23 protein-coding genes and 5 tRNA genes are annotated in these 23559 nt (G+C 63.0%); 9 read left to right on the forward strand and 19 right to left on the reverse strand.

What is annotated here, in order from left to right; translation table 11 throughout:
• Positions 1 to 38 precede the first annotated feature (38 nt).
• Complete coding sequence (locus PX52LOC_RS05935) at positions 39 to 248, reverse strand: hypothetical protein (RefSeq protein ID WP_149109220.1); 210 nt, start codon at positions 246 to 248, stop codon at positions 39 to 41.
• Positions 249 to 678: 430 nt separating this feature from the next.
• Between PX52LOC_RS05935 and PX52LOC_RS05940 the strand changes: the two genes are divergently transcribed.
• On the forward strand, positions 679 to 1413 hold the full coding sequence (locus tag PX52LOC_RS05940; RefSeq protein ID WP_149109221.1) for a hypothetical protein: 735 nt from the start codon (positions 679 to 681) through the stop codon (positions 1411 to 1413).
• Positions 1414 to 2212: 799 nt separating this feature from the next.
• Here the strand turns inward: PX52LOC_RS05940 and PX52LOC_RS05945 are convergent.
• Complete coding sequence (locus PX52LOC_RS05945) at positions 2213 to 2512, reverse strand: helix-turn-helix domain-containing protein (RefSeq protein WP_149109222.1); 300 nt, start codon at positions 2510 to 2512, stop codon at positions 2213 to 2215.
• Between the two features lie 637 nt (positions 2513 to 3149).
• Here PX52LOC_RS05945 and istB point away from each other — a divergent pair.
• Entirely contained in the window at positions 3150 to 3929 is a 780-nt protein-coding gene (gene istB, locus PX52LOC_RS05950) for an IS21-like element helper ATPase IstB (protein WP_149109223.1), read from the forward strand.
• 143 nt (positions 3930 to 4072) lie between these two features.
• On the opposite strand, the gene PX52LOC_RS05955 is transcribed toward istB, so the two are convergent.
• The 5 genes from PX52LOC_RS05955 to PX52LOC_RS05975 all read right to left on the reverse strand — a co-directional run bounded on the left by PX52LOC_RS05955 (position 4073) and on the right by PX52LOC_RS05975 (position 7861).
• Positions 4073 to 4282: a hypothetical protein gene (locus PX52LOC_RS05955; protein ID WP_149109224.1), complete on the reverse strand. Its 210-nt coding sequence runs from the start codon at positions 4280 to 4282 to the stop codon at positions 4073 to 4075.
• Between the two features lie 28 nt (positions 4283 to 4310).
• Positions 4311 to 4574 carry a hypothetical protein gene (locus tag PX52LOC_RS05960; RefSeq protein ID WP_149109225.1) on the reverse strand — a complete coding sequence of 88 codons (264 nt, stop codon included), beginning with the start codon at positions 4572 to 4574 and terminating at the stop codon, positions 4311 to 4313.
• 108 nt (positions 4575 to 4682) lie between these two features.
• A complete protein-coding gene (locus tag PX52LOC_RS05965) occupies positions 4683 to 5237 on the reverse strand; it encodes a hypothetical protein (protein WP_149109226.1) in 555 nt (184 codons plus the stop codon).
• 114 nt (positions 5238 to 5351) lie between these two features.
• Positions 5352 to 5849 carry a hypothetical protein gene (locus PX52LOC_RS05970; RefSeq protein WP_149109227.1) on the reverse strand — a complete coding sequence of 166 codons (498 nt, stop codon included), beginning with the start codon at positions 5847 to 5849 and terminating at the stop codon, positions 5352 to 5354.
• A 461-nt stretch (positions 5850 to 6310) separates the two neighbouring features.
• A complete protein-coding gene (locus PX52LOC_RS05975; protein ID WP_149109228.1) occupies positions 6311 to 7861 on the reverse strand; it encodes a GNAT family N-acetyltransferase in 1551 nt (516 codons plus the stop codon).
• Positions 7862 to 8518: 657 nt separating this feature from the next.
• Between PX52LOC_RS05975 and PX52LOC_RS05980 the strand changes: the two genes are divergently transcribed.
• From PX52LOC_RS05980 to PX52LOC_RS06000, 5 genes are all read left to right on the forward strand, one after another.
• Positions 8519 to 8592: transfer RNA gene (locus tag PX52LOC_RS05980), tRNA-Leu, on the forward strand.
• Between the two features lie 9 nt (positions 8593 to 8601).
• Positions 8602 to 8672: transfer RNA gene (locus PX52LOC_RS05985), tRNA-Ala, on the forward strand.
• 16 nt (positions 8673 to 8688) lie between these two features.
• Positions 8689 to 8776: transfer RNA gene (locus tag PX52LOC_RS05990), tRNA-Ser, on the forward strand.
• A 12-nt stretch (positions 8777 to 8788) separates the two neighbouring features.
• Positions 8789 to 8861: transfer RNA gene (locus tag PX52LOC_RS05995), tRNA-Arg, on the forward strand.
• Positions 8862 to 8869: 8 nt separating this feature from the next.
• A tRNA-Val gene (locus PX52LOC_RS06000) sits at positions 8870 to 8942 on the forward strand.
• Positions 8943 to 9209: 267 nt separating this feature from the next.
• Here PX52LOC_RS06000 and PX52LOC_RS43760 read toward each other — a convergent pair.
• Positions 9210 to 9395, reverse strand: coding sequence for a DUF6891 domain-containing protein (locus tag PX52LOC_RS43760; RefSeq protein ID WP_390636769.1), 186 nt, complete (start codon positions 9393 to 9395; stop codon positions 9210 to 9212).
• Positions 9396 to 9424: 29 nt separating this feature from the next.
• Positions 9425 to 10556, reverse strand: a protein-coding gene (locus PX52LOC_RS06005; protein WP_390637529.1) for an IS3 family transposase whose coding sequence is annotated in 2 segments (ribosomal slippage) — positions 9425 to 10273 and positions 10275 to 10556 — 1131 coding nt in all. Because the reading frame shifts where the segments join, the coding sequence is not laid out codon by codon here.
• A gap of 64 nt (positions 10557 to 10620) precedes the next feature.
• Between PX52LOC_RS06005 and PX52LOC_RS06010 the strand changes: the two genes are divergently transcribed.
• Positions 10621 to 11154, forward strand: coding sequence for a DUF2806 domain-containing protein (locus PX52LOC_RS06010; RefSeq protein ID WP_246173839.1), 534 nt, complete (start codon positions 10621 to 10623; stop codon positions 11152 to 11154).
• Positions 11155 to 11394: 240 nt separating this feature from the next.
• On the opposite strand, the gene PX52LOC_RS06015 is transcribed toward PX52LOC_RS06010, so the two are convergent.
• Complete coding sequence (locus PX52LOC_RS06015; protein ID WP_149109230.1) at positions 11395 to 12630, reverse strand: sigma factor; 1236 nt, start codon at positions 12628 to 12630, stop codon at positions 11395 to 11397.
• Between the two features lie 457 nt (positions 12631 to 13087).
• Between PX52LOC_RS06015 and PX52LOC_RS06020 the strand changes: the two genes are divergently transcribed.
• Complete coding sequence (locus tag PX52LOC_RS06020; protein WP_149109231.1) at positions 13088 to 13732, forward strand: hypothetical protein; 645 nt, start codon at positions 13088 to 13090, stop codon at positions 13730 to 13732.
• A 75-nt stretch (positions 13733 to 13807) separates the two neighbouring features.
• On the opposite strand, the gene PX52LOC_RS06025 is transcribed toward PX52LOC_RS06020, so the two are convergent.
• The 9 genes from PX52LOC_RS06025 to PX52LOC_RS06065 all read right to left on the reverse strand — a co-directional run bounded on the left by PX52LOC_RS06025 (position 13808) and on the right by PX52LOC_RS06065 (position 23321).
• Complete coding sequence (locus tag PX52LOC_RS06025; RefSeq protein ID WP_149109232.1) at positions 13808 to 15658, reverse strand: tape measure protein; 1851 nt, start codon at positions 15656 to 15658, stop codon at positions 13808 to 13810.
• 73 nt (positions 15659 to 15731) lie between these two features.
• On the reverse strand, positions 15732 to 15986 hold the full coding sequence (locus PX52LOC_RS06030) for a phage tail assembly protein T (RefSeq protein ID WP_149109233.1): 255 nt from the start codon (positions 15984 to 15986) through the stop codon (positions 15732 to 15734).
• Positions 15987 to 16063: 77 nt separating this feature from the next.
• Positions 16064 to 16399, reverse strand: coding sequence for a hypothetical protein (locus tag PX52LOC_RS06035; RefSeq protein WP_149109234.1), 336 nt, complete (start codon positions 16397 to 16399; stop codon positions 16064 to 16066).
• 124 nt (positions 16400 to 16523) lie between these two features.
• Complete coding sequence (locus PX52LOC_RS06040; protein ID WP_149109235.1) at positions 16524 to 17177, reverse strand: hypothetical protein; 654 nt, start codon at positions 17175 to 17177, stop codon at positions 16524 to 16526.
• Between the two features lie 79 nt (positions 17178 to 17256).
• Positions 17257 to 18489 (reverse strand): phage major capsid protein, encoded by a 1233-nt coding sequence (locus tag PX52LOC_RS06045; protein WP_149109236.1) that lies wholly within the window; start codon positions 18487 to 18489, stop codon positions 17257 to 17259.
• A gap of 306 nt (positions 18490 to 18795) precedes the next feature.
• Entirely contained in the window at positions 18796 to 19761 is a 966-nt protein-coding gene (locus PX52LOC_RS06050; RefSeq protein WP_149109237.1) for a S49 family peptidase, read from the reverse strand.
• Positions 19762 to 20043: 282 nt separating this feature from the next.
• Positions 20044 to 21039 (reverse strand): hypothetical protein, encoded by a 996-nt coding sequence (locus PX52LOC_RS06055; protein WP_149109238.1) that lies wholly within the window; start codon positions 21037 to 21039, stop codon positions 20044 to 20046.
• Between the two features lie 179 nt (positions 21040 to 21218).
• A complete protein-coding gene (locus PX52LOC_RS06060) occupies positions 21219 to 22724 on the reverse strand; it encodes a serine hydrolase (protein ID WP_149109239.1) in 1506 nt (501 codons plus the stop codon).
• A gap of 99 nt (positions 22725 to 22823) precedes the next feature.
• Positions 22824 to 23321, reverse strand: coding sequence for a GNAT family N-acetyltransferase (locus PX52LOC_RS06065; RefSeq protein ID WP_149109240.1), 498 nt, complete (start codon positions 23319 to 23321; stop codon positions 22824 to 22826).
• Positions 23322 to 23559 lie beyond the last annotated feature (238 nt).

Raw genomic sequence — 23559 nt, forward strand, 5'->3', positions numbered from 1 at the left:
GCTCGCGTCGAATGTTCGCGGGTGCAACCGGGAGACGATCAAGTAACGCACCCGTTTCTCATAGCCCGCGCCAAGTCCTCGTTATTGACCAACCGCGTGCCGTCGCTGAATTGGTACGCTCGCACCGCCTCACCGTTGCAGTGAATCACGCCGTCGCGGAGGAGGTAGGCCGTCTTCCCGTCCCAGCCTCGCGGCGGTCGTAACACGAGAGACCAGATCGTCACGGCGTCAAATTCTGCGGCGGTCATGGGGAGTTCCGCAAGAGGGCGATGCGTTTGTTCAGTCTTCGATTTAGCGAACCGTGTGCCATTATCTTGAGACGGAAACGCATCGCGACAGTTCCCGACAGTCTCAACCCGGTCGCATCAATTAGAAGGGGTAAAGGGCGGGCGATTTCGGGTCTCGTCGTCGTTCGCAGGCGAGCGAATTTCCTTCCGCCCCGATTGCAGACTGGGTAGAGTGCGGGCGGATCGGATACTCTCCCGTCTGAACGAATTATCTTTCCTCGGCGAGACGGGGGCGGTAAAGTGCTGGCGGTGTCGCTCCCCACACGTCCGGAGGTCCGCCATGTCAGCCCGTCAGGCCGAGGAAGAGGTAGAACCGGAGCAAGGGACGAATTGGGTCGCTCTCAGCCTGGTCGCCGTCGTTGCGATCGCGATGGGGGCGGCCGGTGGGTTCGTGTTCGGCGACAAGCGAGGGCGGGCGAACAACGCTAGAGAAACGGCCGAGGCGAAGGCTTCTTCCGAGAACGACGCGAGGGCGAAGGAACAGGCCGAAGCCAAGGCGGCGCAACTGATCGCCGCTTCCGAGAAAGCGATCGATGACATGAAGGCGGTTAGGGCCGAAGTCGATGCCGCCAGGAAGGAGGCAGAAACCGCGAGGCAAGAACTGGCGAAGGAGACGACTAGAACCGATGTCCCCGAGGATGTCCGAACGCATCTTGTTGCGCTGCTCGCGAAGTGTTCAAAACTCCAGACGTATACCGAGCAGCCGGCTTCGTACCGGGCATTCATGGAACATTATGCCGACGTGAAGAGCGAGGCCGAGTCGGTCGAGTTGATTGGGTGGCCGAAGGCGTTGCAGGCGGAAGAGGGTTTAGTGAAACTGGCGGTCGAGTCGTGGGAACTGGGCCGCAAGATGTGGGAAACAAAAATCGGCCTCTCCGGCCGCCCGCTTGAAGAGTTTCAGTTTAACATCAACGCCGCCCCGATGTACGGCAAGAGTCTTCGCGAATTGTCGGCTAAAGTGACCAAAGCTACGGGCGATGTAACAGCGGCGGATAAGTTGGACGCGATTCTGAAGGAAGGCAAGGACACCATCCTCGCCGACTTCGGGATCAAGTGGACTTTCCTTGCGGCTGGTCAACCATTCGAGAAAGCGCGGGAGGGGTTGAAGGCGAAGCTGAAGCGTTAACACGGTTTGTTCCAATCTGCCGGAGAGCGTGAACCGCCTGCCCCACCTCCTGCCATGCTTCGATTCGTTTGTCCCTATTGCCGCAAGAGGCTCAAAGCCCCCGACGCTGCCGCAGGGGAAACGGCCACTTGCGCACGATGCAATCGGCGTGTGGTCATACCGCAAGTGCCGGGGACTTACCATGAGAATCCAGTTGAAGAGAAACCCATTCATGTTGCCTTGGAATCAACGCTACTTATCTTCCTACTTCTTTGCTCACTCGGCGTGCCCTTCTTCGTCTTTGTCGCAGCCTGGAATGTGACTTTCCGCCCGCTGCTTCTATCGGCCCTTTGTTCTCTGCCGTTGGTTGCGTGGTTCATCATCACATGTCCCGACCAAGCCCATAAGTTCGGTATGAAGTCTCTCCGGGCGGGTGAAGGTGGGGTGCAAGTCGCCGATGACGCCGTGCGGGGATATGTGTTGCCGAGCCTCAAGACCTTCGGCCGGTTCTCCGTTGCCTATGTATGGCCAGTAGTCTATTGGGTGCTCTACGTGACAGTGATTGTTGTCGTCGCGGTCGTGGGAATCATGTTTTTTCTGTTGCTCGCAATGGCCATCGGCGGGAACGGAAGGAGTGGTACACTGCGGCCCTTAAACATTTGTTTCAAGTGCGGGGGGACGTGGTTCCCCCGCGGGTCTGATTACTCGTCCCATTGTCCCAAGTGCGGGGCGGCGAGGTGAAACCTTGATCGTGTCTTTTCCGCCCGATTCAAGTCTTCCTCGGTCGCCCTCGCCTCGGCTTCACGGCGGGCGGGGCGGGTCACTTCTTCGACTTCTTCTTCACAGTTACCCCCGCCCCATTCGCCTTTGGCGGCCGACCCGGCTTAACTTGGGATGGTGCCTCGGCGGTAGCCGCAATTACGTCGTCGCAGTTCGCAAAGTCGCGGCAGTCCGTACCTAACACAGCCGCAATCTTCACCATCATCGGGAAACCGGGCATTCGAATCCCTTGTTCGTAGTTCCTCACGTTTCCGCTCGATATGCCCGCCGCCCTGGAAAGTGCCTCCTGTGTGAGGCCGGCGGCCTCCCGCAGTTCTCGCAATTTGTCCTTGAGTAACATCCGCGACACTCCCGCATTAGTTGTACACCAATTAAATTATATCGGTGACACAGCAATTCGCAAAATTGTACATTTTATGGTGTACCTCTATTGATGTTGTACACCAGAAAGGGTACAATTCCCGTGTAGTCGATTCCCCATCTGACACGGAGCCTCAGCCATGTCCCTTCCCGTCGCCGGTCAACTCACCGCTTCCCGGACTCACCGGGCGCTGTTGCACCACTACGGCCTCGACGGGCAAGCGATCCAGGCCGGGCACGGCAACGAGAACGGCGACGTCGAACAGCGCCACCATCGCCTCAAACGGGCGCTCGACCAGCAGTTGATGCTCCGCGCCAGCCGGGACTGTTCCCGACGACCACGTTCCGCATCGCGTACGACGTGCTGCGGTCGCACCTGCCGGCGCGGGCGGACCGCGAGTACCTGCGCCTCCTGCACGCCGCGGCGCGTGACGGCGGGGCGGCACTGGAAGCGGCGATCCGCGCCGTGCTCGATGGCGACGGGACGCCGGCGGCCGACGCGGTGTCGGATCGGATGCGTGCGTTGTCGATCCCCCCGACGGTACCGGTCGTCGCCGTCGGCCCCGTGGGCCTGCGTGTGTACGACCAACTCCTGAGTGCCACGGAGGGCACGACCCATGTCGAAGACGAACGAGACCGAGGCGGTGACCGGGAACCTGAAGGAACTGGGCCTGCCGACGATGCGTCGGACGTTCGCGGCGGCGGCCGTCGCGGCCCGGGCGAACGAGCAAACGTTCGAGCAGTACCTGCTGGGCCTGAGCGAGGCCGAACTGAGCCACCGCCGGGAGAACCGGATCGGCCGGCTGCTGCGGGCGTCGAAGCTACCCCTGGAGAAGAGCTGGGCGGCTCTGGACACGAAGCGGCTGCCGACGAAAGTGGTGCACCAGGCGAAGGCGCTGCTGGACGGCGGGTTCGTGGACCGGCGCGAGAACGTGCTGGTGTTCGGGCCGCCGGGTTCGGGGAAGACGCACCTCCTCTGCGCGGTGGCGCAGGAACTGGTGCGGTCGGGGCGGAAGGTGCTGTCCACGACGTGCAACCTGCTGGTCCAGGAACTGCTGCTGGCGAAGCGGGAGCTGAAGCTGCCGAAGGCGTTGAAGCGGTTGGGCGGTTACCCGGTGTTGATGGTGGACGATCTGGGTTACGTGCAGCAGAGCCGGGAGGAGATGGAGGTGCTGTTCACCTTGTTGGCGGAGCGGTACGAGCGCGGGAGCGTGCTGCTGACGAGCAACCTGGCGTTCTCGGGTTGGGAGGCGATCTTCAAGGATCCAATGACGACCGCGGCGGCCATCGACCGATTAGTACACCACAGCGTGATCGTCGAGCTGAACGTGCCGAGCTACCGGGCCGAGCAGGCCAAGAGCCGGCGAGCGAAGGGGACCGACGAGACGACGGCATGACGAGTGCCGATGTGATGCTCAAGCGGGAAGTGTAACTGTCGCCAAGCGGGAAGCATAACTGTCGCCAATCACCCTTCCGGGCCTCGCGTTCGGAAACCCTCCCCCCCCACCCCTTATGGTGCTGTCACGGGTGGTACGTCGCGTCACTCGCCGTCATTCCTCTTCTCGTCGTCGCCCTGTCGTTCGCGTCGTTCGGCGTCATCGGCGGCGGCTTGGAGCTCAGCGTCAGTCGGGGTCTGGCCCTTCAACGCGAACTTGTACCTCAACTCACGTTGGGCGATGTCCCGGCTTCGTGCGATCCGGTTAGCCGTGCGAACCTCGCGGTCAGCTTCCATCAGTTTGCGATAGGCCACGGGTGATCCTCGGCGGTGTGGGGTGGGATTACTTGCCGCGGTTGCGGCGTAACGCTTCGTTCAACTTCGCGAACTGCGCCCTCTCCTGCTCGGCCATCCACGCCTTCGTGACCGCCGCCTTGGCGGCCTTGATCTGCTCGGGGGTCGGCTTCTGGCCCTTGCACGCGAGGTCGCCCTTGAGCTTGGCCACGGCGATCGTCTCGCGGAGTGCCAGGGCTTCGCGAGTCCGCTGGTTGCGGGCCTCGTCGGCGTTACGGCGGGCGTCCTGGTCTCGGAATTCACGGTCGGTCATCGGGTCGGCCCTCGGTGGGAGTGAGGGCGGCATTATGACATGAGGATGGGGCGGGACGTGGTGCTGAAGGTGGGGGGCGAGGTGAACGAGTCGCGGGGCGAATGCGTGCTACTGGGACTCGATTTTGTCGAGAGCCGGAAGAAATTTTTCGCCCGTCGGCGTGAGACGAACGAACAGTGCCACGTTAGCCTGCTTGCCGTCGAGAAAATCTCCAATCTTCTGAGGCGGCACCTCTTCGATCAGACCGAAGCGTTTCAACTGCAAGAGATCTTGCCGCAGACTGTCCTGCCCCGTGTACAGTTCCCCGCCTCTCGCGAGGACACGAAGATGGTACTTCATGGGAGGAGTTAACCGCTCGGACAATATCCTGAAGAACGCATCGAGGTATTGTTGCTGCTCGTCCTGGCGGGATTGAATATCGCTCACCTTGTCTTTCACGGCCAGCAAGTCCGCCTTGATCCCGTCCTTACCCACGGTCAGGGAGCCGAGGTCGAAGATTCGGACCGAAACGACCAACAGCGCAGTGACAGTGGCAACGCAGACGAGAAGTAGGCCGATATCTGACGAACCCAGAAGCAGTTTAACCACCAGCCCACCGTCAACCACCGTGAGGACGCCGAAGACGGCCCATTGCAATCGCGTATTGTGGCCAACGTTTTCCATTCGCGACTCCTCTGCCGCCGGACATCGATTCGCTCGCGTCGGCGGTGGGTATGCGAGGCCGGCTTCTCGGTCGCCTCACCCTACCCGCCCCCTCGCGCCGGGTCAACGGGCGGATTACTTCCGCTTGTACCGCGACAAGTCCAGTGCTTTGTACTCGATCTTCTGGTTGCCGAGGTCGTGGACGCCGTCCGCGAAGTACTGCGCGTTCGCCACCTGGACCTGGACGACCTCCGGGGCGTAGTAGACCCACCCCCGATCCTTACCGCCTTTCGACCACGTCACCCGGATCGGCCCGGCCTTGATCTTCAACCCGGCGGGGTCGTACTGCCCGTTCACCTTTCGTTCGAACAGCGTGCCCTCGCCGGCTTCCGTCGCCTTGCCATCGGCCGCCTGGTAGCGGTACCGGTACGCCACCTCGGCCCCGTCGGCGTCCACGTCCCCGAACGCAACGGCGGCGACCCCGTCGGCCGTCACGAGCACGAGCATCAAGTCCTTGTACGCGACCGGGGCCGATACGTCGGGGACCGGATTATTCCCGCCCGGCGGGACCGGGGCGGCGTAAACGGCGGCGAGGACCCCGCCCGCCAGGATCAGGGCCAGTGTCCGCTTCATCAACGTACCCCGTGCAGGATGCTGGGACGGCCCCCCGACCGACTCCGGGGGTGGGAACTCGCTCCACTGTACCGGGGCCGCGAACCGCCCGCAACGACTCGGCGTCGGGTGCGTTACATGGCGAACGAACACCTCACAAGGAATGGATGATCGGACCGCCGCCCGCATTACGGTTGCAACACTGTTCGGCTTTGGCCGACGAAAACCGTTCAATTCCCGGCGAATTTCATCACAGTGTCGCAGTGTCGCAGTGTCGCACGGTAAGCCCCTTGGAGAGTCAGCGCCGGGGTCGCGTCGGACTGTCGGACTGTCGGACGGGTAGAGGATATGGGATTCGTGAGTCGTCAACGGACCGTAACCGCGAGGGGTCGGGTTGCTGTGCTGTCTCCCCCTCGTGGCTCGGAAGTGGTAAAAACAAGGGGATTTTGGGGACAGCACAGCAGAACAGCAGGGGGAGTGTGTTACTTTTTGAAACCGAGCATTAGCAGTTCTTTTGCCTTGCTGTCGTGGGCTGGCAAATCCTCATGCCAGTGCGACCTTCTTACATGCCGAGTCCAGATTGGTTCAATCCCACATTCTCGACAAAGCGATTCCAGATCGCTTTTACTGTAACGTCTGTCACGGACAATCAACTGGCACGGGAGATCGTCGCCTAGCGTAAATTGTTCCTTGCGATAAACCAACGAGGTGGTCGGGTCAAAGAACATGTACTCCGGGTTGAAAATCTCACCAGATTGTTGCATCGTCAAACTCGGTTTCAGCCCAGCGAAGACGTGTAAATTTTCGTGGATATCGCCTTTGTGAGTGGCAACCGCTTCGACCAATCCGCGGTTCATCACTGACAACAGCACCTTGCCGCCGGGTCGAAGGTGACGTGAAACTCCCTCAACGATCCGCCGGTTATCCAGATCATCCGGAAAGCTGCCGATCACGTCATAGAGGCAAACCACGGCATCAAATTCTTCGCCTAAATGCAGGTCGCGAGCGTCCGCTTTTAGGAATGTCGCCTTGTCCTCCACACCAGACGCAGCGGCGTTTTCTTGAGCTGTATGAATGAATCGTTCAACAAAATCGACTCCAACTACTGAATAACCTCGTTTCGCGAGTTCAATAGTGTGACGGCCGAGGCCGCAACCGATATCAAGTACCCTTCCACCGACCGGAATATCAAGGTTTAGTTGCGAAAAATCCACTTCATCAACCGTCCCTTTATTCCACTTATGCGAGCCATCGAGCGTCATTCGAGCATAAGCTTCTCTCACAATCCCGGTACTATCTTGATCGGCCACCAAGCGATCGAACTCCGCTACAGTCAGTTCCCGTGGGTCTTGAGGTTGGAAAACGAACGCCAGCCATTCGTGACCGGGATCAAGCGGGCCGAGTGTCCAAGCATTTGCTTTGCTGGCATTGGCCACCATCGAGAGAACCTCAGAATGATCTACAAAAAATTCTGTATTGACTTCGCAACGACCTTCATCAACTACAAAAGCGGTGTCCTTGACGTAGTTCACAAATCTTTCGGCGAACTTGCCTAACTCTTCCTGATTTTCACGGATTACTCCGGGGTCACATCGTCTGCGTGTGGCGTTTTCCAGCGCCCGGACGGCGTATGGGCTCGCCGTCACCAACCCCCACCCAAATTCGTCTGATAAACCCCATGCCGCGTGGAGGAGTCGACTAGCGATCCCTTGCTTTTGGTGTTCCGTATGGACTACCAGTTGAGTAACCCAAGACAAAGTACCACCGCTTGTTTGGCCCCGGACGAGGAACGCATACGCGACGAGTTCCTCGTCCAAGTGTGCCATCGCTGCCCACGCCCCGGCGACGTTCAGGAGCAACTTTTGTCTGCTTGGTGCCATCCGGACCCGCTGCCCTCGCTTTGACGGGTCGGGCGCGTACAAGTCGTACAGTCCGTAATGACTGGAGAATAGCGAGGAGCAATCTGCCAAATCTTTCTCGGTGATCAGTTTCCCCGCAACCCATCTGAATTTGATTCTGTTGGTTTCATCCATAATCACCCACCTGGGACCGTAGCGTCGTCCATGACCCTGGATCACCGGGGGCAGAGGGTAGACCGAATTTCCCTGAGACTGTCAACCTTAGAAATTGCTGCTCCGTGGCGTATACGGCTGTACCCACCATCATGTTGGCAGGTGGCGGACCATGGCGCAAGAGAAAATGGGACATTTGCGACGGCCAATAATTTAACCAGTCCCCCGAGATCCTCTCAAAATGTGTGCGGCCTCGGACAAATTGTCACTTGAGAATCGTAAGCGATTACTGAACAAGAAAAATCACTCGCGACATGTCTCGCCCGCGAACCTCTTCCCACATCACGCCTCCTTTCCTGCGAGTAGCGACGACAACCGCTCCCGCTGATCGGGCGTCAACGACGCGACGAAGGCGGAAAGCGGGTCAACTGCACCGCATTCTGCACCACTCAAAACGGTCGATTGGCGCAAGTCGTTGGTGGGCAAGGCGTTCTCAAAATCGCCTTTGAGTCCCACCGTCACTACTGAATTGCAGACGGGCCGGCGCTCGGTTGGGTCTCATAAGCCCGATGGCTGGGTTCAACTCCCAGGTCTGCAACTTGCGGGCGGGCGGGTGCTCGGCCGGGTCTCATAAGCCTGGACGCTTGGTTCGAGTCCAAGGTCCGCAACTGATTTTTCGACTCGGTACGCGAACTGGAATAGCGGTCAGGTCGAGAGCCTGGCGTTTGTGGGTTCGACTCCCACCCGGGTCACTGATTTTTGGGTTGGTCGTCCAACGGGAAGACGCCTGCCTTGCAAGCAGGAGATTCGGGTTCGACTCCCGGCCATTCCACTCGGTTGATTGACACGGAAGGGAGCCGGATAACGGTTCGCCGGACCGCACTGCTAACGCGGGCCGCCCCAAAGGCGGTGAGGGTTCAACTCCCTCCCCTTCCGCTGACGAGTTCTGCCCTGGTGGTGAAACGGATAATCATTCCACGCTTCGAACGTGGCGTTCCGGGTTCGAATCCTGGCCGGGGTACTGCTTCTGATCTCGTGGTCTAGCGGCTATGACGCCTCCCCGACACGGAGGAAATCGGTGGTTCGAGTCCACTCGGGATCACTTGTCCATGCGTACAGTTGTGACATCTAGTTGACACTATGCGACTTTCAAGCGTTTTCGCAGACCCTACATATCCATCTGTCCATTCACTTCCATTAGATTCCGCCTGTGACTGCACCGGATTCTGCACCGCTGTACACGTCGGCATTTTGAACCCAACCGCTCGCTCAATGTCGGTGTCTCGAACTTGCAGGTAGTGCCGTTCGGCGATGGCGATTGAAGTACTTGTTTAGCGGGTCAACTCGTTGGGTCTCGTTCGCCGATCGGTTACTCGGATAGCCGTCTCTGCCATTTGATGCCCTTTACTAGCAGGCGTGTCTTGATGGCCTCGTCCCAAACCACGGTGAAGCCGGCCGTCTCCAAGGCTCGCTTGATCCGTCGGCCTATTTCGATGCCTTTCTCGTCGTCGCCGCGGATATCGCCATAGGTAAGATGAAGTATAGTGGACCCCATTTGCGAGACCAAAAACCGACGAATTTAAGCTACTCCTTCGCCGGCTCTTTTGACCGTCCGGCCCGGTACACCTCGGCCGGGGTCTTGTACCCCAGTGACTGGTGCAAGCGGGCCTCGTTGTAGAAGGTGAAGTACGCCTTCAACCCCCGCTCCAACTCGGTCACCGTCTCGTATCCCCGCAGGAACACGTCCTCGTACTTCACCGTCCGCCACAGCCGCTCGACGAACACGTTGTCCAGGCACCGCCCCCGGCCGTCCATGCTCACCCGCGCCCCGGCCGCCTCCACCCGCTCGACCCACGCCCCGGCCGTGAACTGCACCCCTTGATCGGTGTTGAACACCTCCGGGGTGCCGGCCGCCAACGCCTCGTCCAGCATGTCCCGGCAGAACGCCCCGTCGAGCGTGTTCGACAACCGCCAGGCCACCACGTACCGGCTGTACCAGTCGATGGTGGCGGCCAAGTACATGAACCCGCCGGGCAGCGGCAGGTATGTAATGTCGGCACTCCACACCTGCCCGACGCGGTCGATCGGCACGCCGCGGAGGAGGTACGGGTACACCGGGTGGCCCCGCCCGGCCGACAGCTTCGGCTTCGGGTGGATGGCTTCCAGGCCCATGACCCGGAGCAACCGCTGGACCCGCTTGCGGTTCGCCGGGTGGCCGTTGCGGGCCAGCCACCGGGCGATCCGCCGGCTGCCGTAGAACGGGCAGGCCGTGTACTGCTCGTCGATCCGCCGCATGAGGGCCAGGTTGTCGGCCGACTCCTCGGCCGGCCCCCGGTAGTACGTGGCCCGGCCGAGCCCGACCAGTTGGCACTGCCGACGGACGCTCAGGTCGGCGTGCCCGGGGTCGATCAGCGGCCGCAGGTCGTCAACCGAACGTCGCAGCTTTTTTTTTCACCCAGTCGAGCTCGACCTTGAGCCGGCCGATCTGCTCGTACAGCGCGGGTGTCTGGTCGTCGCCGGGGGCGACCGCCTTCGCTCCGGCGGCGAACACGGCCTCGGCCCCGGCCAGGAGTTGCTTCTTCCACCCGTGGATGAGGGTCGGGTGGACGCCGAAGTGGGCGGCCAACTCGTTGACCGTCTTGTCGCCCTTCACCGCGGCCAGAGCGACCTGGGCTTTGAACGCCGCCGTGTGGGTCTTCCGCTTCGCCGTCATCAGGACCACCTCCGAGGGCCGCCAGAGTAGCTTACCTGGCGGTCTCAGTTTCGGGGTCCACTATACAGTGTGGAGCCGAATACTAGCGGGCGAAGTCGCGCAGCCGGGATCGTTCTCTTTGAGAACATTGAATGTTGTAAAGGCACTGAGTAAGGCAGACGCAGACCGCTTCGTAAGACTCTGCTCGACGATTTGGGCAACCTATGATGAGGTCTTGCTTCCCTTGATTTTTGACACTGGCACTTTGCTGCAATACACTCAAATCCGCCTTGGTTTCGAAGACTTGGGGCGTGTTGAAGAAGCAGGGCTGATCAAGAGGGAATTTCCCGGCGTCCAGATGAATTTCGACAAGCCGGACGTTCACTTGTACTTGAGCTACTTCGGGAAAGCCATCGTGGCGGGGAAAACTAACAATCCGAAACTTGCACTTAATTATGGCTTGGTAAGTCTAACCTCTCCAGGCCAGGAGCTGGCGAAGATTGCCACAGCCGTCCCTGATGAGGATTTTCGACTGGCATCCATCGAAAAAATTCGCTCGCACGGCTGGTCTGTAGTCGATTTCAATCCGGCAATTCACGGTACTCCGCCACCACGGGCGTAGTGATCCGAGAGAACCGCCGCCCTGTACATCATACGCTCTTGTGCCAACTCGTTGCGATGACCTTGGCTGTCTCGCACACGCAAGCGGCGATCACGAGCGCCACGAAGCAAATCACCAGATCGCTCATGGTAAACACCTCTCGGCATGGATGGGAGCCGATCGGTTGTTCCCCCTCGACCGTGGCTGAGTGGGAACGCGGTCGGCCTGCCCTGAATTGTTTCGTACTCTACAAAATCCCGCCTACCGCTTCCGGTCCCGCCGGCCGAGGGTGCGCGCCGTCCACGGTGCGAGCCGCTTGCCGAAGTGCCAGCCGTGGCCGCTGCGAGGGCGTTCGGCGGGCTGAGGCTTCGCCGCCGGTGCCGGCTCTCGCTCGCCCGATGCCTTCGCGGCGTCTCTCTTCGCGATCAGCTTCGCCAAGGTTCTGGGGCTGATGTCGTGGGCCGAGGCAATCTCCACCAGACTCTGCCCGCTCCCGACCGCTTCCAGAGCCAGGCGGCAACGTTCGGCCCAGACTCGATCGGCCTGGGCCTTCGCCTGACCGTAGGCGGCCATGAACTCCGGGAATTTTTTAAGCGTTGTCTCCGCGCGCCTCAGACGGGTTGCGATCCGGATTAGGCTCGGCCCGATCTCGGCGAGCAGGGCGAGGGCCTGTTGCTCCAATTCGGCGGGCGTTCGGCGGGCGTTCGGCTTCATGCGGTCGTAAGCGGCGCGGAAGGCCGGCCATTTGCTCATCGCTGAAACGCTGACGCCGAACCGCTTCGCGATCCGCCGCATGTCCGGCCCGCCCTCGGTCAAGGCGGCGATCGCCAGCGATTCGAACTGCTCCCGCTTGATCGGGCAGTAGCCCAGCGCCCGGGGCTTTCCGCCGACTGCCTTGTTCGCCTCATCGAACCGCTTCGCGATCGAACTGACGGCGTTGCGGATCATCAGCTTGGTGTCCTTATCGCTCCGGTCGATCCGGTCGGCGACTTGCGCCGGGTTCACTCCTTCAAGGATGATCGGCTCGACGACGGACCGGGCGAGCGGGGACAGGCACGCCAACAGCGGCTCGGCAGCCACGGCCCGAACGGCCCGATGAACGTCGTCCCCTAACTCCTCATCCGGCTCTGGCTCGAAGAACGGGTCAGTGTCCTCTTTCGGAATGTCTTCCGCCAAGTCCTCAACGGTCCGATCGTCGCCGCTTTGGTCGCCGCCCCACGCTTCGCCGACCGGGCTGCTCTTCGCCGTGCTGAGGGCCTTCAGAACGATCCGCTTAGTGATGCCAACGACGTAGGTCGTCCACTTGACACCCCGGGCCGGGTCGAACTTCTCGGTGCACTCCCACACCTTCAGCCGGGCGTCCTGGCAAAGGTCGTCGGCCTGCCGTGGCATGGCCTTCCGCACGCAGCTCTTGATGAACGGCTCGGCTCTTTGGAGCATCTCCAGCCGCTCGGCTTGGCTCGGGGTCGTCGGGCAGGCGTCCACGGCTTGGCACATGTGGGAGGCTCCGTGAGGGGCAATCGTTAGTGCAAATCGGGGCCGGCGGCCGAGAACCCGGCAGACCCCCCCCCTCCAAAAATTCTCAAAACTCCCCCGAGTTTTTGTGCGGCTGACCCATCGGTCTACACGCGACCCGCCCCAGCGATTCGACCCGCCCCCACCCTCGGACGATCGACCTATCGTCCTCTCATTCTGCGCTACATATGGGGACGGGCCTATTGGCCGTCGGCTATTGGGGCGGACGATGAGAGACGGTCACTCTCGCTGCCCAACACGCGGCAGAGACAGTGATCGCGTTAGCTACACACCACACGCCTTGTCGAACTTCTAAGTTCCAACCTGATCGCCGGATGTCAGGTTCTTATGATGTGGAGAGGAATCTCGTATCCGCCGCGATTCTGAATCTGCTTTGACGCACGCCGTGACACTCATTCCACTCTACAAAGGGCGACAGATGTCCGACCGAATCAACGCTGGCGGCTACCTGCTTCCGGGCCAATCCATCGTCTCACAAGACGGGCGATACACGCTCAACTTTCAGGCTTCGGACCACAACGTGGTCTTGTACCGGACAGGTGGCCCCGCGCTCTGGGCTACCAACACGCCGAACGGGGCTGCCACCAACCTGGCCATGCAGGGGGCCGACGGTAATCTCGTTCTCAACGGCGCCCATTGGGCGTCGAATACCGCAGGCCACCCGGGTGCGTTTCTGGTCATTCAAAACGACGGCAACCTGGTGATTTACGACGCAAGCGGCACCCATCCGCTTTGGGCGTCGAACACGGTCCAGAAGGCGGTGTACATTGCCTACGCGGGGCAGGGCGTATGCACGACCGACGGGGGCGGGAATCCTAGAACGCAGACGGGGTCGTACTTCCACGTCAGCGGAGAAGGGTTCACGCACAACGGGTCGTGCACCATACGGGCGAACTCCGATGGCAACATCCAACGGGGTATCCGAACAGTGCCCGTGGACAAGTGGGGTAAGTTTGACATCCCGTGCTTTTGGGCTGACTATCCCGGCCCGGGTCAGGTGTTGACCTTCGTCGCCCTCGACGACGGGGATCACAAGTCCGTCGCTACGACCCACGCGCCTTGATCTTCATCGGGAATTGCCACGCCCGGCGGCCGTCGTCACCCTACCACCCGCGGCCGCCGGCGCGAAGTCACGCGGTTACGGCGCGACCGTCTCGAACGCCATCCTCTTCAACTGCTCGACGACCTTCTGTAGCTCGGTGACTTGCTTCTCGTTCAGGTCGCGGGCTTGCCGCATGACGCCTTCGAGCCGCTCCTGTGCCGACTCGTGCTGGCCGCCCATGATGGCGTGCGTGATGACGCTCTCGGCTTCCTTGCTGCCGGCCTGCATCGCTTGCGGCAGTTCCACCTTCATGGTGTTCTCGAACTCCTTCCCGAGGTTCAGGAACTCCATCGCCAGCTTGCCGAAAATCTGATCCGAGAGCGCCGGCTGGAACCGGGCCGCCTCTTGCGCCGCCCGGCCCATGCGGTTGAACTCCTGCAACTTCGTCGGCGAACTTTCGAGGGCCGCCTTCAAGAACTTGGCCGCCTCGTCGCCCATCTTCTTCGCCGGCCCGCCGCCCGCGTCGATCTCGCCCCTGGCCCCGGGCAACTGGCCTTCCGGCTTCGGCGCGTCCAGTTCCTTCAAGAACGTCCGGAACTTGCCGATCATGGCCTCACCGCTGTCGTAGTCCCGGGCCAGCCCCGGCCGGATTTGTTTGGCCAGCAGGCCGGCCCCATTGCCGTTCGCCTCCAGCACGCCGCCGGCGGCCGTGAACGCCTTGCCGAGCGATCCGGGGAGCAACTGCCCGGCGGCCTTGAACTCCCGCGCCATCTGCACGGCCGCGGTGCCCATCTCTTCGAGCATGTCGGCGAAGTCGTACCGGAACCCGCGGATGCCGTCCATCATCGCGCCGAGCCCACGAATGGTCGCCTCCGTCGCGGCCACGGCGTTCTTCTTGAACTGGTCCCACGTCGGCGCGCCGTCGAACAGCGCCTGGAACGCCGGCTTGACGTCGCTGAACATGACCGACGCGAACGCCGTCGCCGCCCCGCGGGCCAGGTCGAAGAAGTACCGGGCCTTCTCCATCAGCGGCTGAATCTTCGCCTGAATCTCGTCGATGCTGCCGACGGAGGCGCTCAGTTCCTCGAACAGTTGGCCCGGCTTGAACCCCTCAATGAACGCCATACCGAGGCCGATCTTGAGGTTGTCCACGCCCTCCAACAGGGCGTTGAACTGGCCCTTGAAGTCCTTGCTCGCCATGGCCATCTGCTGAAAGAACCGGCCGCCCTGATTCGTCATGGCGTTGATCCCCTTGGCCAGCACGTCGAACCCGACCTTGCCCTCTTCCATGCCCTTGAACAGCGTCTGCATCTTGTCCGGGCCGACCGCCCCGAACGCGTCGGCGAACTTCTCCACGTCCGCCCCGGCCTCGGCGAAGATGTTGAACTCCTGCTTGGAGAATTGCGTCTTGCTCTTCACCTGGCCGAACTGCAAGGCCAGCCGGCCGAGCTTCTCCGCGTCCCCCATGGCCACGTCGCCGAGGCGGCTGAGGATGGGCACGAGTTGGTCGGCCCGCGCCCCCATGCCGAGCAGCATCTTGCCGTTCTCGAGCAAGTCGCGGGACGAGAACGGCGTTTCGATGGCCAGTTTCTGCAAGTCGCGGACGGTCCCGCGGCCCTTCGCCATGTCGCCCAGGAGCGCGCCGAACGACGTGTTCGCGCTCTGGAACTCGGCGGCCAGGTCGATCGTGCTCGTGACCATCTCTTGGAGTGAACTCAGCCCGCCGGTGATGTTCCCGGACAGCAGGTTGCCGATGGTCGACGACGCGATGAGCTTGCCGAACGACGCGGCCCCGCTGCCGAGCTTGTCGAACGCCGACCCCTTGGAACTCGCCGCCCGGTCGAACGCGGAGATGATCTTCTGCCCGCGGGCGAATTCCTTTTCGAGCGGGCTGACGTTGCCGGTGACGGCCACCGAGAGGGTACCGACGCTGTTCGAACTGGCCATTGGGATTCACCTTTACGCGAAGGGTAGGGATAAACGAACGCGGCCCGCTCGTGATGGAGCGGGCCGCCGAGAACTACTTGGCCTTACCGCCGAACGCGGCCAGCCCGATCAGTTGGTTCTTGAACTTCTTCAGCTTCTCGGCCCGCGACTCCGGCAAGGCCCACCGGTCGGGGATCAGGTCCGCCGGCTTCACGGGTTCCTTGCCCTTAGCCCGGTTCGTGTTCACGAGGACGGCGAGGATTTGCGACAGCCACCACTCGACCCGCTCGCCCGCCGGCGGCTCGAACGCCAAGTGCGCGGCGTACTCCCGGAACTCCTGCTCCGACACCTGCCGCTTGAGCGTGCGGACCGGGACGCCGAGTTCCCGGCTGAGGGTGTACCACAGCCGGGACCGGGGCTGCCGCCTTAGCCGTTTCCCGCGTCGGCCCCGACGCCGGACAGCGCCGCGATCTTGTCGAACAGCGGGCGGATGAACCGGGCCGACATCGTGCGGAGCTTCGGCAAGTCGCCCTCGTCGAACAGGGGCGCGCCACTCTCGTCGAGGGTGCCGAACTGCACGAGGCGGGCGCGGTCGTTCTTGAACACGGACTTGCCGTCCGGGCCTTCGGAGGTGCAGGCGCGTTCGTAAGCGTCCCACTCGGCCCCGGTCAGGCCGCGGACCTTGGCCACGGTGCCGTTAGGCAGTTTCACCTCAGCGGTCTCGCTCACGGTCGCGGCGGCGAAGAAGTCACTTTTCGGCATGGGTCGATCACCAGCAGGGTTGGGGAACTGTCCATCCGTTTTTGCGGTTCGCGGTCGCCGCCAAACGAAACGGGCCGGGGATTGCTCCCCGGCCCGCTCGCCCGCCGTCCACCGCACCGATCGCTTAGAACTTCACCCCGGGTAGCAGTGTCCGCGCCTCGGCCGTCGTGAAGTACCCTTGTTCGATGGCCCGCCGAAGAGTGTTGGCGGCCATCTCGATGTGCTCGTTAATCGACGCCCGCGAATGGTCGATCGGGTGCGACAACGGGGGAACCCACAATCCAGCCTGGCTGATTGGCTCGGCCAACTTCAACACCTCGGCGAACTCTCGGTGGAACCCGACGATCTGCGCGACGACCTTCCGCATGGCCGGCTTCCACAGTTGTTCGAACACGACCGGCGCGAACTTCCGTTGGGCCGCGCCCTTGGCCGGGGCCACGGTCGTCTGGTCATGCTTGCGGAGGGCGGCTTCCAGAAACGCGATCCGCTCCTCCACCTCGGCCAGATCATCGGCCAGCGTCTGCCGCGTGTCGATGGCGTCGGCATCGGTCGTCTCGTCGGCCAGGAAGGCGGACACCTTGCGGTCCAGATCGGACAGGCCGGGGCCGCCCGTCGAGGCCGCATCGAGCTTGCTGAACTCGGCCCGCAACAGCCGCTGACTCAACCGCACTTCGAGGAGCTTACCATCGATCTCGTCGCGCCGCTTCATCGCCTTCGCGTAACCCGGGTCGGTGGTCAGGTCCGGGATCGCCTTCGCCGGGGTGCTGTTCGTCGCCATGGTGGGAATTCTCGGTATGGGAAGGGAGGTGGAAGGGAACGGCGGGCCGGCGTTGGCCGACCCGCCGCGATGGAGGGCGTTACGCGATCTTGAGCCGGGCGAAAGCCTCGCCGTGCCGGGCACACCCGGCCACCTTGCGGCGAACGATGAACACGACCATGTTCCGGCGGGCTTCCAGTTCGTTGAGCCGCTGCACGCTCATGTCGAGGCCGTCGAGGACATCGTAGTTCTTGAAGTCGCCGATGCACGCCGCGTAGTCCCCGCTCGCCCACGCCCCGTCGGTGCCGCTGCCGGCCGGTGCGTACTCGCTCATCGTCAGCGGCACGCCGAGCAGCTTGTCCGGCTCGCCGGCCCGCACGCTCACCACCCACAGCGGGTTGTTGTTGCTGTCCTTCAGCTTGGCCACGTCTCGCACGAACGGGCGGGAGGCCAGCCACGCCAGACGATCGCTCCGCAAGTACGGTTCGCGGAGGCTGAACTTCGCCTCGTACAGGTCGTCGGTGGAGATGGTGCCGACCTTGTCGCGGCTGGCCGGGACGCCGTCCGCGTGCGGGGTGAACACGCCGAGCGGCTTGCGGATGCCGTCGCCGGTCATGAACGCCATCTCCTCCGTCTCGCTGGCCGCGTAGGTGATTTCGGCCTGCACGAACTCCTCGACGTCCACCACGCCGGACGTGAACAGCGTGTTACTCACGTCGATCTCGCCGCACATCCAACCCGGCGTGAGGGTCATCTGGCCGAAGGCGAGTTGCGTGTCCTTCGTCGGCGTGGTCAGTTCCGCACCCCAGGCGAACCGCCGCATCCGGGCCGTGCGGCGGGGCAACTGCAACGAGTCGGCCGTCGTCCGCGGCAGCACGTTCGCCAGTTGCCGGAACCAGAACGTGTTGTCCAGGCTTTTGGCGATTTCGTTGGCGTACTCGGTGGGCACCATGTACCCACCCTTGTCCGATTGGTCGGCCTGAAGGTCGGCACTCACCCGGCCGGATTGCACGTAATCGCCGAACGCCCGGCTGTAGTCCTCCGTTGCCCGGATGCTGCTCAGCCGCTCATCGCCCAAGCCGGCGCGACGGGCGAACTCGGCCGACGCGATGGCGGCCGCGCTCCCGGCTTGGCCGGCCCGCCCGCGGGACGCCGAGGCCGCGTCGATCTGGGCCTTCAGGTTCGCCGCCTCGTCGTGCATCCGCTCGAAGTTTTGCCGCTCTTCGGCGTTCATGTCGCGGCTCGCGGCGCGGGCGCGGTCCACGAGGTGTCCGGCTTGGGCAACGAGGCGGGCGCGTTGGTCAACGAGGGCTTGGAGGGCAGCAGCGGTCATTCGGTTGGTCCGTGGATGTGATCGATTCACCGCGAAGGTGAGCAGCGGGTTACAGAAGGAGCCGGGGGCGCGGGACGGGTCACGAACGGCCCGCGTCTCCCCGGCTCCGACCGCTGCGAGATGTTGTTGAAGGTCGCGATTTTCGGCGAAGGTTCACGAAGTGCGCACCGGACGGACACGAACACGACATCGGCGGGGCTATGATGGGAGTGGGCAAAGTCAGCCCGCCAAACCACCGACGCCGCTCGCAGATGCCCGGGGAATACCCCAAGCCTGCGAGCGGCGTCAACATTCCTCACGGCCCCGTTACACCAACTCGGCCTCAACCTGGCGCTGCCGTCGGATGGCGGCAGCCATCCCGCCCGAATTTGTAGAGTACGAAACAATTCGCCCGATCAGGGCCGACAGCGACTCGACGCGGTCCACGAGCTTCGCCGACCGCGCCCGCTCGGCCGTGAGTACCCGCCCTTCCCCGTAGCCGCTCCGCACGGCCGCCGTCGTCGTCTTCCGGGCCTTCGCCACGTCCCGCACGAATTGCCCGTAGTAGTCGTCGATGGTCTGCTGAATGGCCGCCCGCGCTTCGCCGCCCAATGGCTGATCGGGATTCCCTTCGACCTTGTACTTGCCCGCGTGGACGTAGTTGACGCTCACGCCGACCTTGTCGTTCGCTTGGCTACGATCTTGGTGAACAGCCACGACGCCGATGCTACCCGTAATCGCGGACGGCGCGGAAACGATCTCGTCGGCCGCCGAGCCGAGCCAGTACGCCGCCGACGCCATGACGGTGTTCGAGAACGCCACCGTCCGCTTCTGCCCGCGCATGGCGAGCAGTTGGCCCGCGGCTTCGGGCACGCCGGCCACGCTGCCGCCGGGGCTGTCGATGTCCCAGATGATCGATTTGACGCCGTCATCGGCCAAGAGTTGGCTGTGGGCGTGGACGAACTGTTCCGCCGAGGTGCCACCGCTGTACTGACTGAACAGGGAAGGCCGTTGCGTGATCGTGCCGAACATCGGCAGGATGGCCACCTTGCCGACCTGATCGACCGTCATGCCGGCCACGTTGCGGAGCTTGGCCCTGATGATCGTGGCCCGCTCCCGGCGAATCTCTTGTTGGACGCGGGCCACGGCCTCGGCATCGCTCTTCGTCACGGACTCGCCGCCGGCCCGGCGCGCCTCGAATACCGCGACCAACTCACGAAACTTCTCTGGGACGATGGCCCACGGTTGCGCGTACAGTTTCCCGGCGAGGTGAAGGAGGTCGAAGTCGCGCATGGTGAAGACTCGGCAAGGAAACGGGGATGCCCCGTTCTTCTTCCTCGTGCCTATTTGCCGAGTAGCTTCTTCAGCCGCTTTCGCTCCTCTACCGTGAGTGCGGCCACAAAGGTTGCCAATTCATCAATTGCACCGGAATTTGCACCGCAAGAAATGGTGGATTGTCGTAAGTGCCGAATAAATAAGCATGTTGCGCAATAGGTATCGAGTCCACTCGGGATCATTCGAGCGGCTGGCGTTTCAAGTCTTCATCCTCTACGCTCCCGACCGACAGGTGGGCCGTTAGCGGCGGAGGCGGAACAGCCGGTCGGGTCGGTCGAAGAATCCGATTCGCTGCTTCGAGGATACGACCGCGGGCATCGCGGAGGGATCGCCGGGGGTCGACCCGACGATCGTGGGCGTTGGGGGAAGGGAACCGCCGTTCGGGGTCGGGACGACGACGAACGCGCCACCCTCACCGGGCCACGGGGCCGGGGGCTGCGGTCGGTCTCGCCCGCGGAGGGCCGCCCCCGGAATCGGCGTCCACAGTTGGGGTGCCCCCCAACCCCGCCCGGCCATCGGCGGGTGCCGGTCGATGTACGGGTTCCGCGATCGGTCGTAGAACAAATCTTGCGCGTAGGTCGCCGCGGGGCGAGCCGTCTTCGCGTCGATCAGTCCCGCATAGACCATCGCCTCCACCACGATTTGCACGCAGGTGTACGTCTTCCCGGGGCCGACCGGCTTCCCGGCGAACCGCGTGACGATCGGGTTCCGGGACCGGAACAGTGTGAGTTGGTTGGCGAACCGCTTCTTGTTGTACGCCCCTCCGTTCGCCTGCATTGCGAACTCGGTCAGCCGCCGGTCTTCGTCCGGCGTCAGTGGAACCTCTCGCGGCCGCACCCACACGTTCCCCGCGTACAGACTGATGGCGTAATCTAGCGGTGTGAGGCGTGTCCACGGGGTGAAACTGAAGCCCGCCTCGAGCATCCCGGGGCGGCCGTCCGGCATCGTCACGACGATCGCACAATGGCCCGGCTTGCCGCTCTTGGCGAACACGTACAGGACGTCGAACAATGGGTCGGGGTCGCTGAGAAGTAGAACATCACCGGCCTTCGGGGTATACGGAACCGCAGGCGGCCGCGGAACGGCGTGAAGGTCGAAGGCGGGTCGGTACAGGTAGCCGAATGGAGACTCGACCGGCACGTACACCGGCGGGTAAGCCTTCGGCCCGAGCGGATCGGACCGGGCACCGCCGAAAACGTCAACGCCCGGGGCCAAAGCCAAAGTGAGAACGAACATCGGGAGCATCGACGGAGTCCTTCCATTCGGGGCGGGCGGTCCGGCGAGTATGGCACCGATCGCTCCCCGGTCAACCGTCGGCGATCCCAACGACCTCCAATCCCGATTCCTTTCTGTAATCAATCCAAATAACCATCGTTACCCATCCTTCGGCGACGGGCCGGCCGTTCTCTCCGCCGTTACGAGCCTTTCTTCCGCTTGAACCGCACGTCGTCGACGTTCAGCCCGGCGAGCTTCATCTCCGTCGGCTGGCCGTTTTCGTCGAGGAGGAAGTGAACGCCGATGCTCGGCCAACGACCGTCGGGGTCGGTACCGCGGAACGTACCGAACTGCCAGAATTCCAGGTCGTAAGCGAAGTTCGTCCACTTGAGCCGCAGCTTGTCGCCGACCGTCGTTAGCTCGACCGCCTCGTAGAGCGTGTCTTCGTACTTGCCCGCGAAGTCGGCGAGGGGGACCGGCGGCTTCGCGTCCTTCTGCCGTTTCGATTCGTTGAACTGCACGCCGGCCACCTGCGTTCCGGCGGCGACGGCCCACATCAACAGCGACGTGCCCTCCACGCGGTCGTTGGTCAGCGGCAGGCCGAGGTAGCGGTCGAAGGTGTCGAACATCAGCGCGGCGGGCAGCGTCGAAGTGCCGAGGTTCGCGAGGAAGACGACGCCGAGCTTTTCGTCCGGGAGGAAGCCGACCTGCGCGGTCATGCCGTCGATGTTGCCGCCGTGCTCGATCAGCGTGCGGCCGTGGTAGTCGCTGAGGAACCAGCCGAAACCGTAGGCGGACGACTTCGCGTCGCCGTTGAACAGACTGATGCCCTTCGGCACGAGCATTTGCGCCTTGTGCATCTCGTCGAAGACCGCGGCCTTCACGAGACGCTTGTCGCCGACCTTGCCGCGGGTCAGTTGGAACTGCACGTACTTCGCCATGTCCGCGGCCGAGGCGTTGATCGACCCGGCCGGGCCGATGCAGTCAATGTTCAGCCACGGCACGGCCATCGCCAGGCCCTTCTTGCGACGTTCGTGCGGCATGGCCACGTCGCCGTCCTTCGGGAGCTTCGCCGTGCTGGTGTTCGCGGTCGCCATGCCGAGGGGCTTGAAGAGTCGTTCCGCGACCACGTCGTCCCACGACTTGCCGACGACCTTCGCCACGGTCTGCCCGGCCACCATGTACATGAGGTTGTTGTAAACGAAGTTCGTGCGGAACTGGTGCGCCGGCTTCATGTCGCGGAGCTTCGTAACGAGTTGCGGCGTGGTGAACCGGCCGCCGTACCAGACCATGTCGTGCCGGTCCAACCCCGTGCGGTGGCTCAGCGTGTCGCGGAGGCGAATCTCTTCCGTGAGGTAGTTGTCCTTCATCTGGAAGTCGGAGACGTGCTCCTTGATGCGGTCGTCCCACTTCAACTTGCCCTCGTCCACGAGCATCGCGGCGAGCGCGGCTGTGAACGACTTGCTCACCGAGCCGATGGCGAACAGCGAGTTCTCGGTAACGGCCTCCGGCTTGCCGACCTCGCGCACGCCGTAGCCTTTCGCGAGCACGACCTTGCCGTCCTTGATGATGGCCACGCCCAACCCCGGCACGGCGTGCAGTTTCATCGCCTTACGCACGGCGTCGTCGAAGCCGTCGAGTGGGTCGGCCGCGGGAACGATGGGGACGAACAGGACAAGTGACAACAAGGCGAGGGCGCGACGCATGAGGGCATTCTCCAGGGACGTGATGCCACCAGTGTAACGAGGCGAGCGGGGGGCGTAAGCCCCCTGATTCTCGTTCCACGAAGATCAGAATCAGGGGGCTTACGCTCCCCGCTCGCCCAAGTCGCGGTGCAGGATGTGCAAATTCACGAACCGACCGTCCGCGTGGCGGAAGCCCTGCGGCACTGTGCCGATGATCGCGAACCCGAGTTTCCGCCACAACTCGACCGCCCCCGTGTTCGTACTCACGACGGCGTTGAACTGCATCGCCGAGAAGCCGAGCCGCTTCGCCTCGGCGAGCGAGTGTTCGCCCAGGAGTTTGCCGACGCCGTGGCCGCGGGTGTTCGCATCGACCATGTACGTGCCGTTGGCGACGTGCGAGCCTCGACCGGGGTGGTTCGGCCGCAACACGTACCCGCCGACGACGCGGCCTTCCAGCACCGCGACGAAGGCCGCCGTGAAGGAGCGGACGTAGTCCCTCAACCCGTCCGGCGTGAACGGCACGTCGAAGTAGAACGCATCGCCGCGCTCGATGACCTCGTTGATGATCGCCAACAGCGGGGCGTAGTCCGCGTCTTGAATCGGCCGAATCTCGATCACGACGGTTGCCTCCCTCGCCGACCCTCTCGCTCCGGCTCAGGATACAATAACTCGACCGAACCGGAGGCGTTATGAATCCCTTGACCCGCCGTCAGTTCCCGGCCGTTCTCGGTGCGGGCGTCCTCTTCACCGGAGCAACCATGGCCGACGACAAGAAGCCCGACGCGCCGAAGGGGCCGAGCGAAGCGCCGTTCGAGCGCGACTACACCGCCCCGACGTTTCAGCCGTCGTGGAAGAA

Source organism: Limnoglobus roseus (genome assembly GCF_008254045.1).
GTDB lineage: Bacteria > Planctomycetota > Planctomycetia > Gemmatales > Gemmataceae > Limnoglobus > Limnoglobus roseus.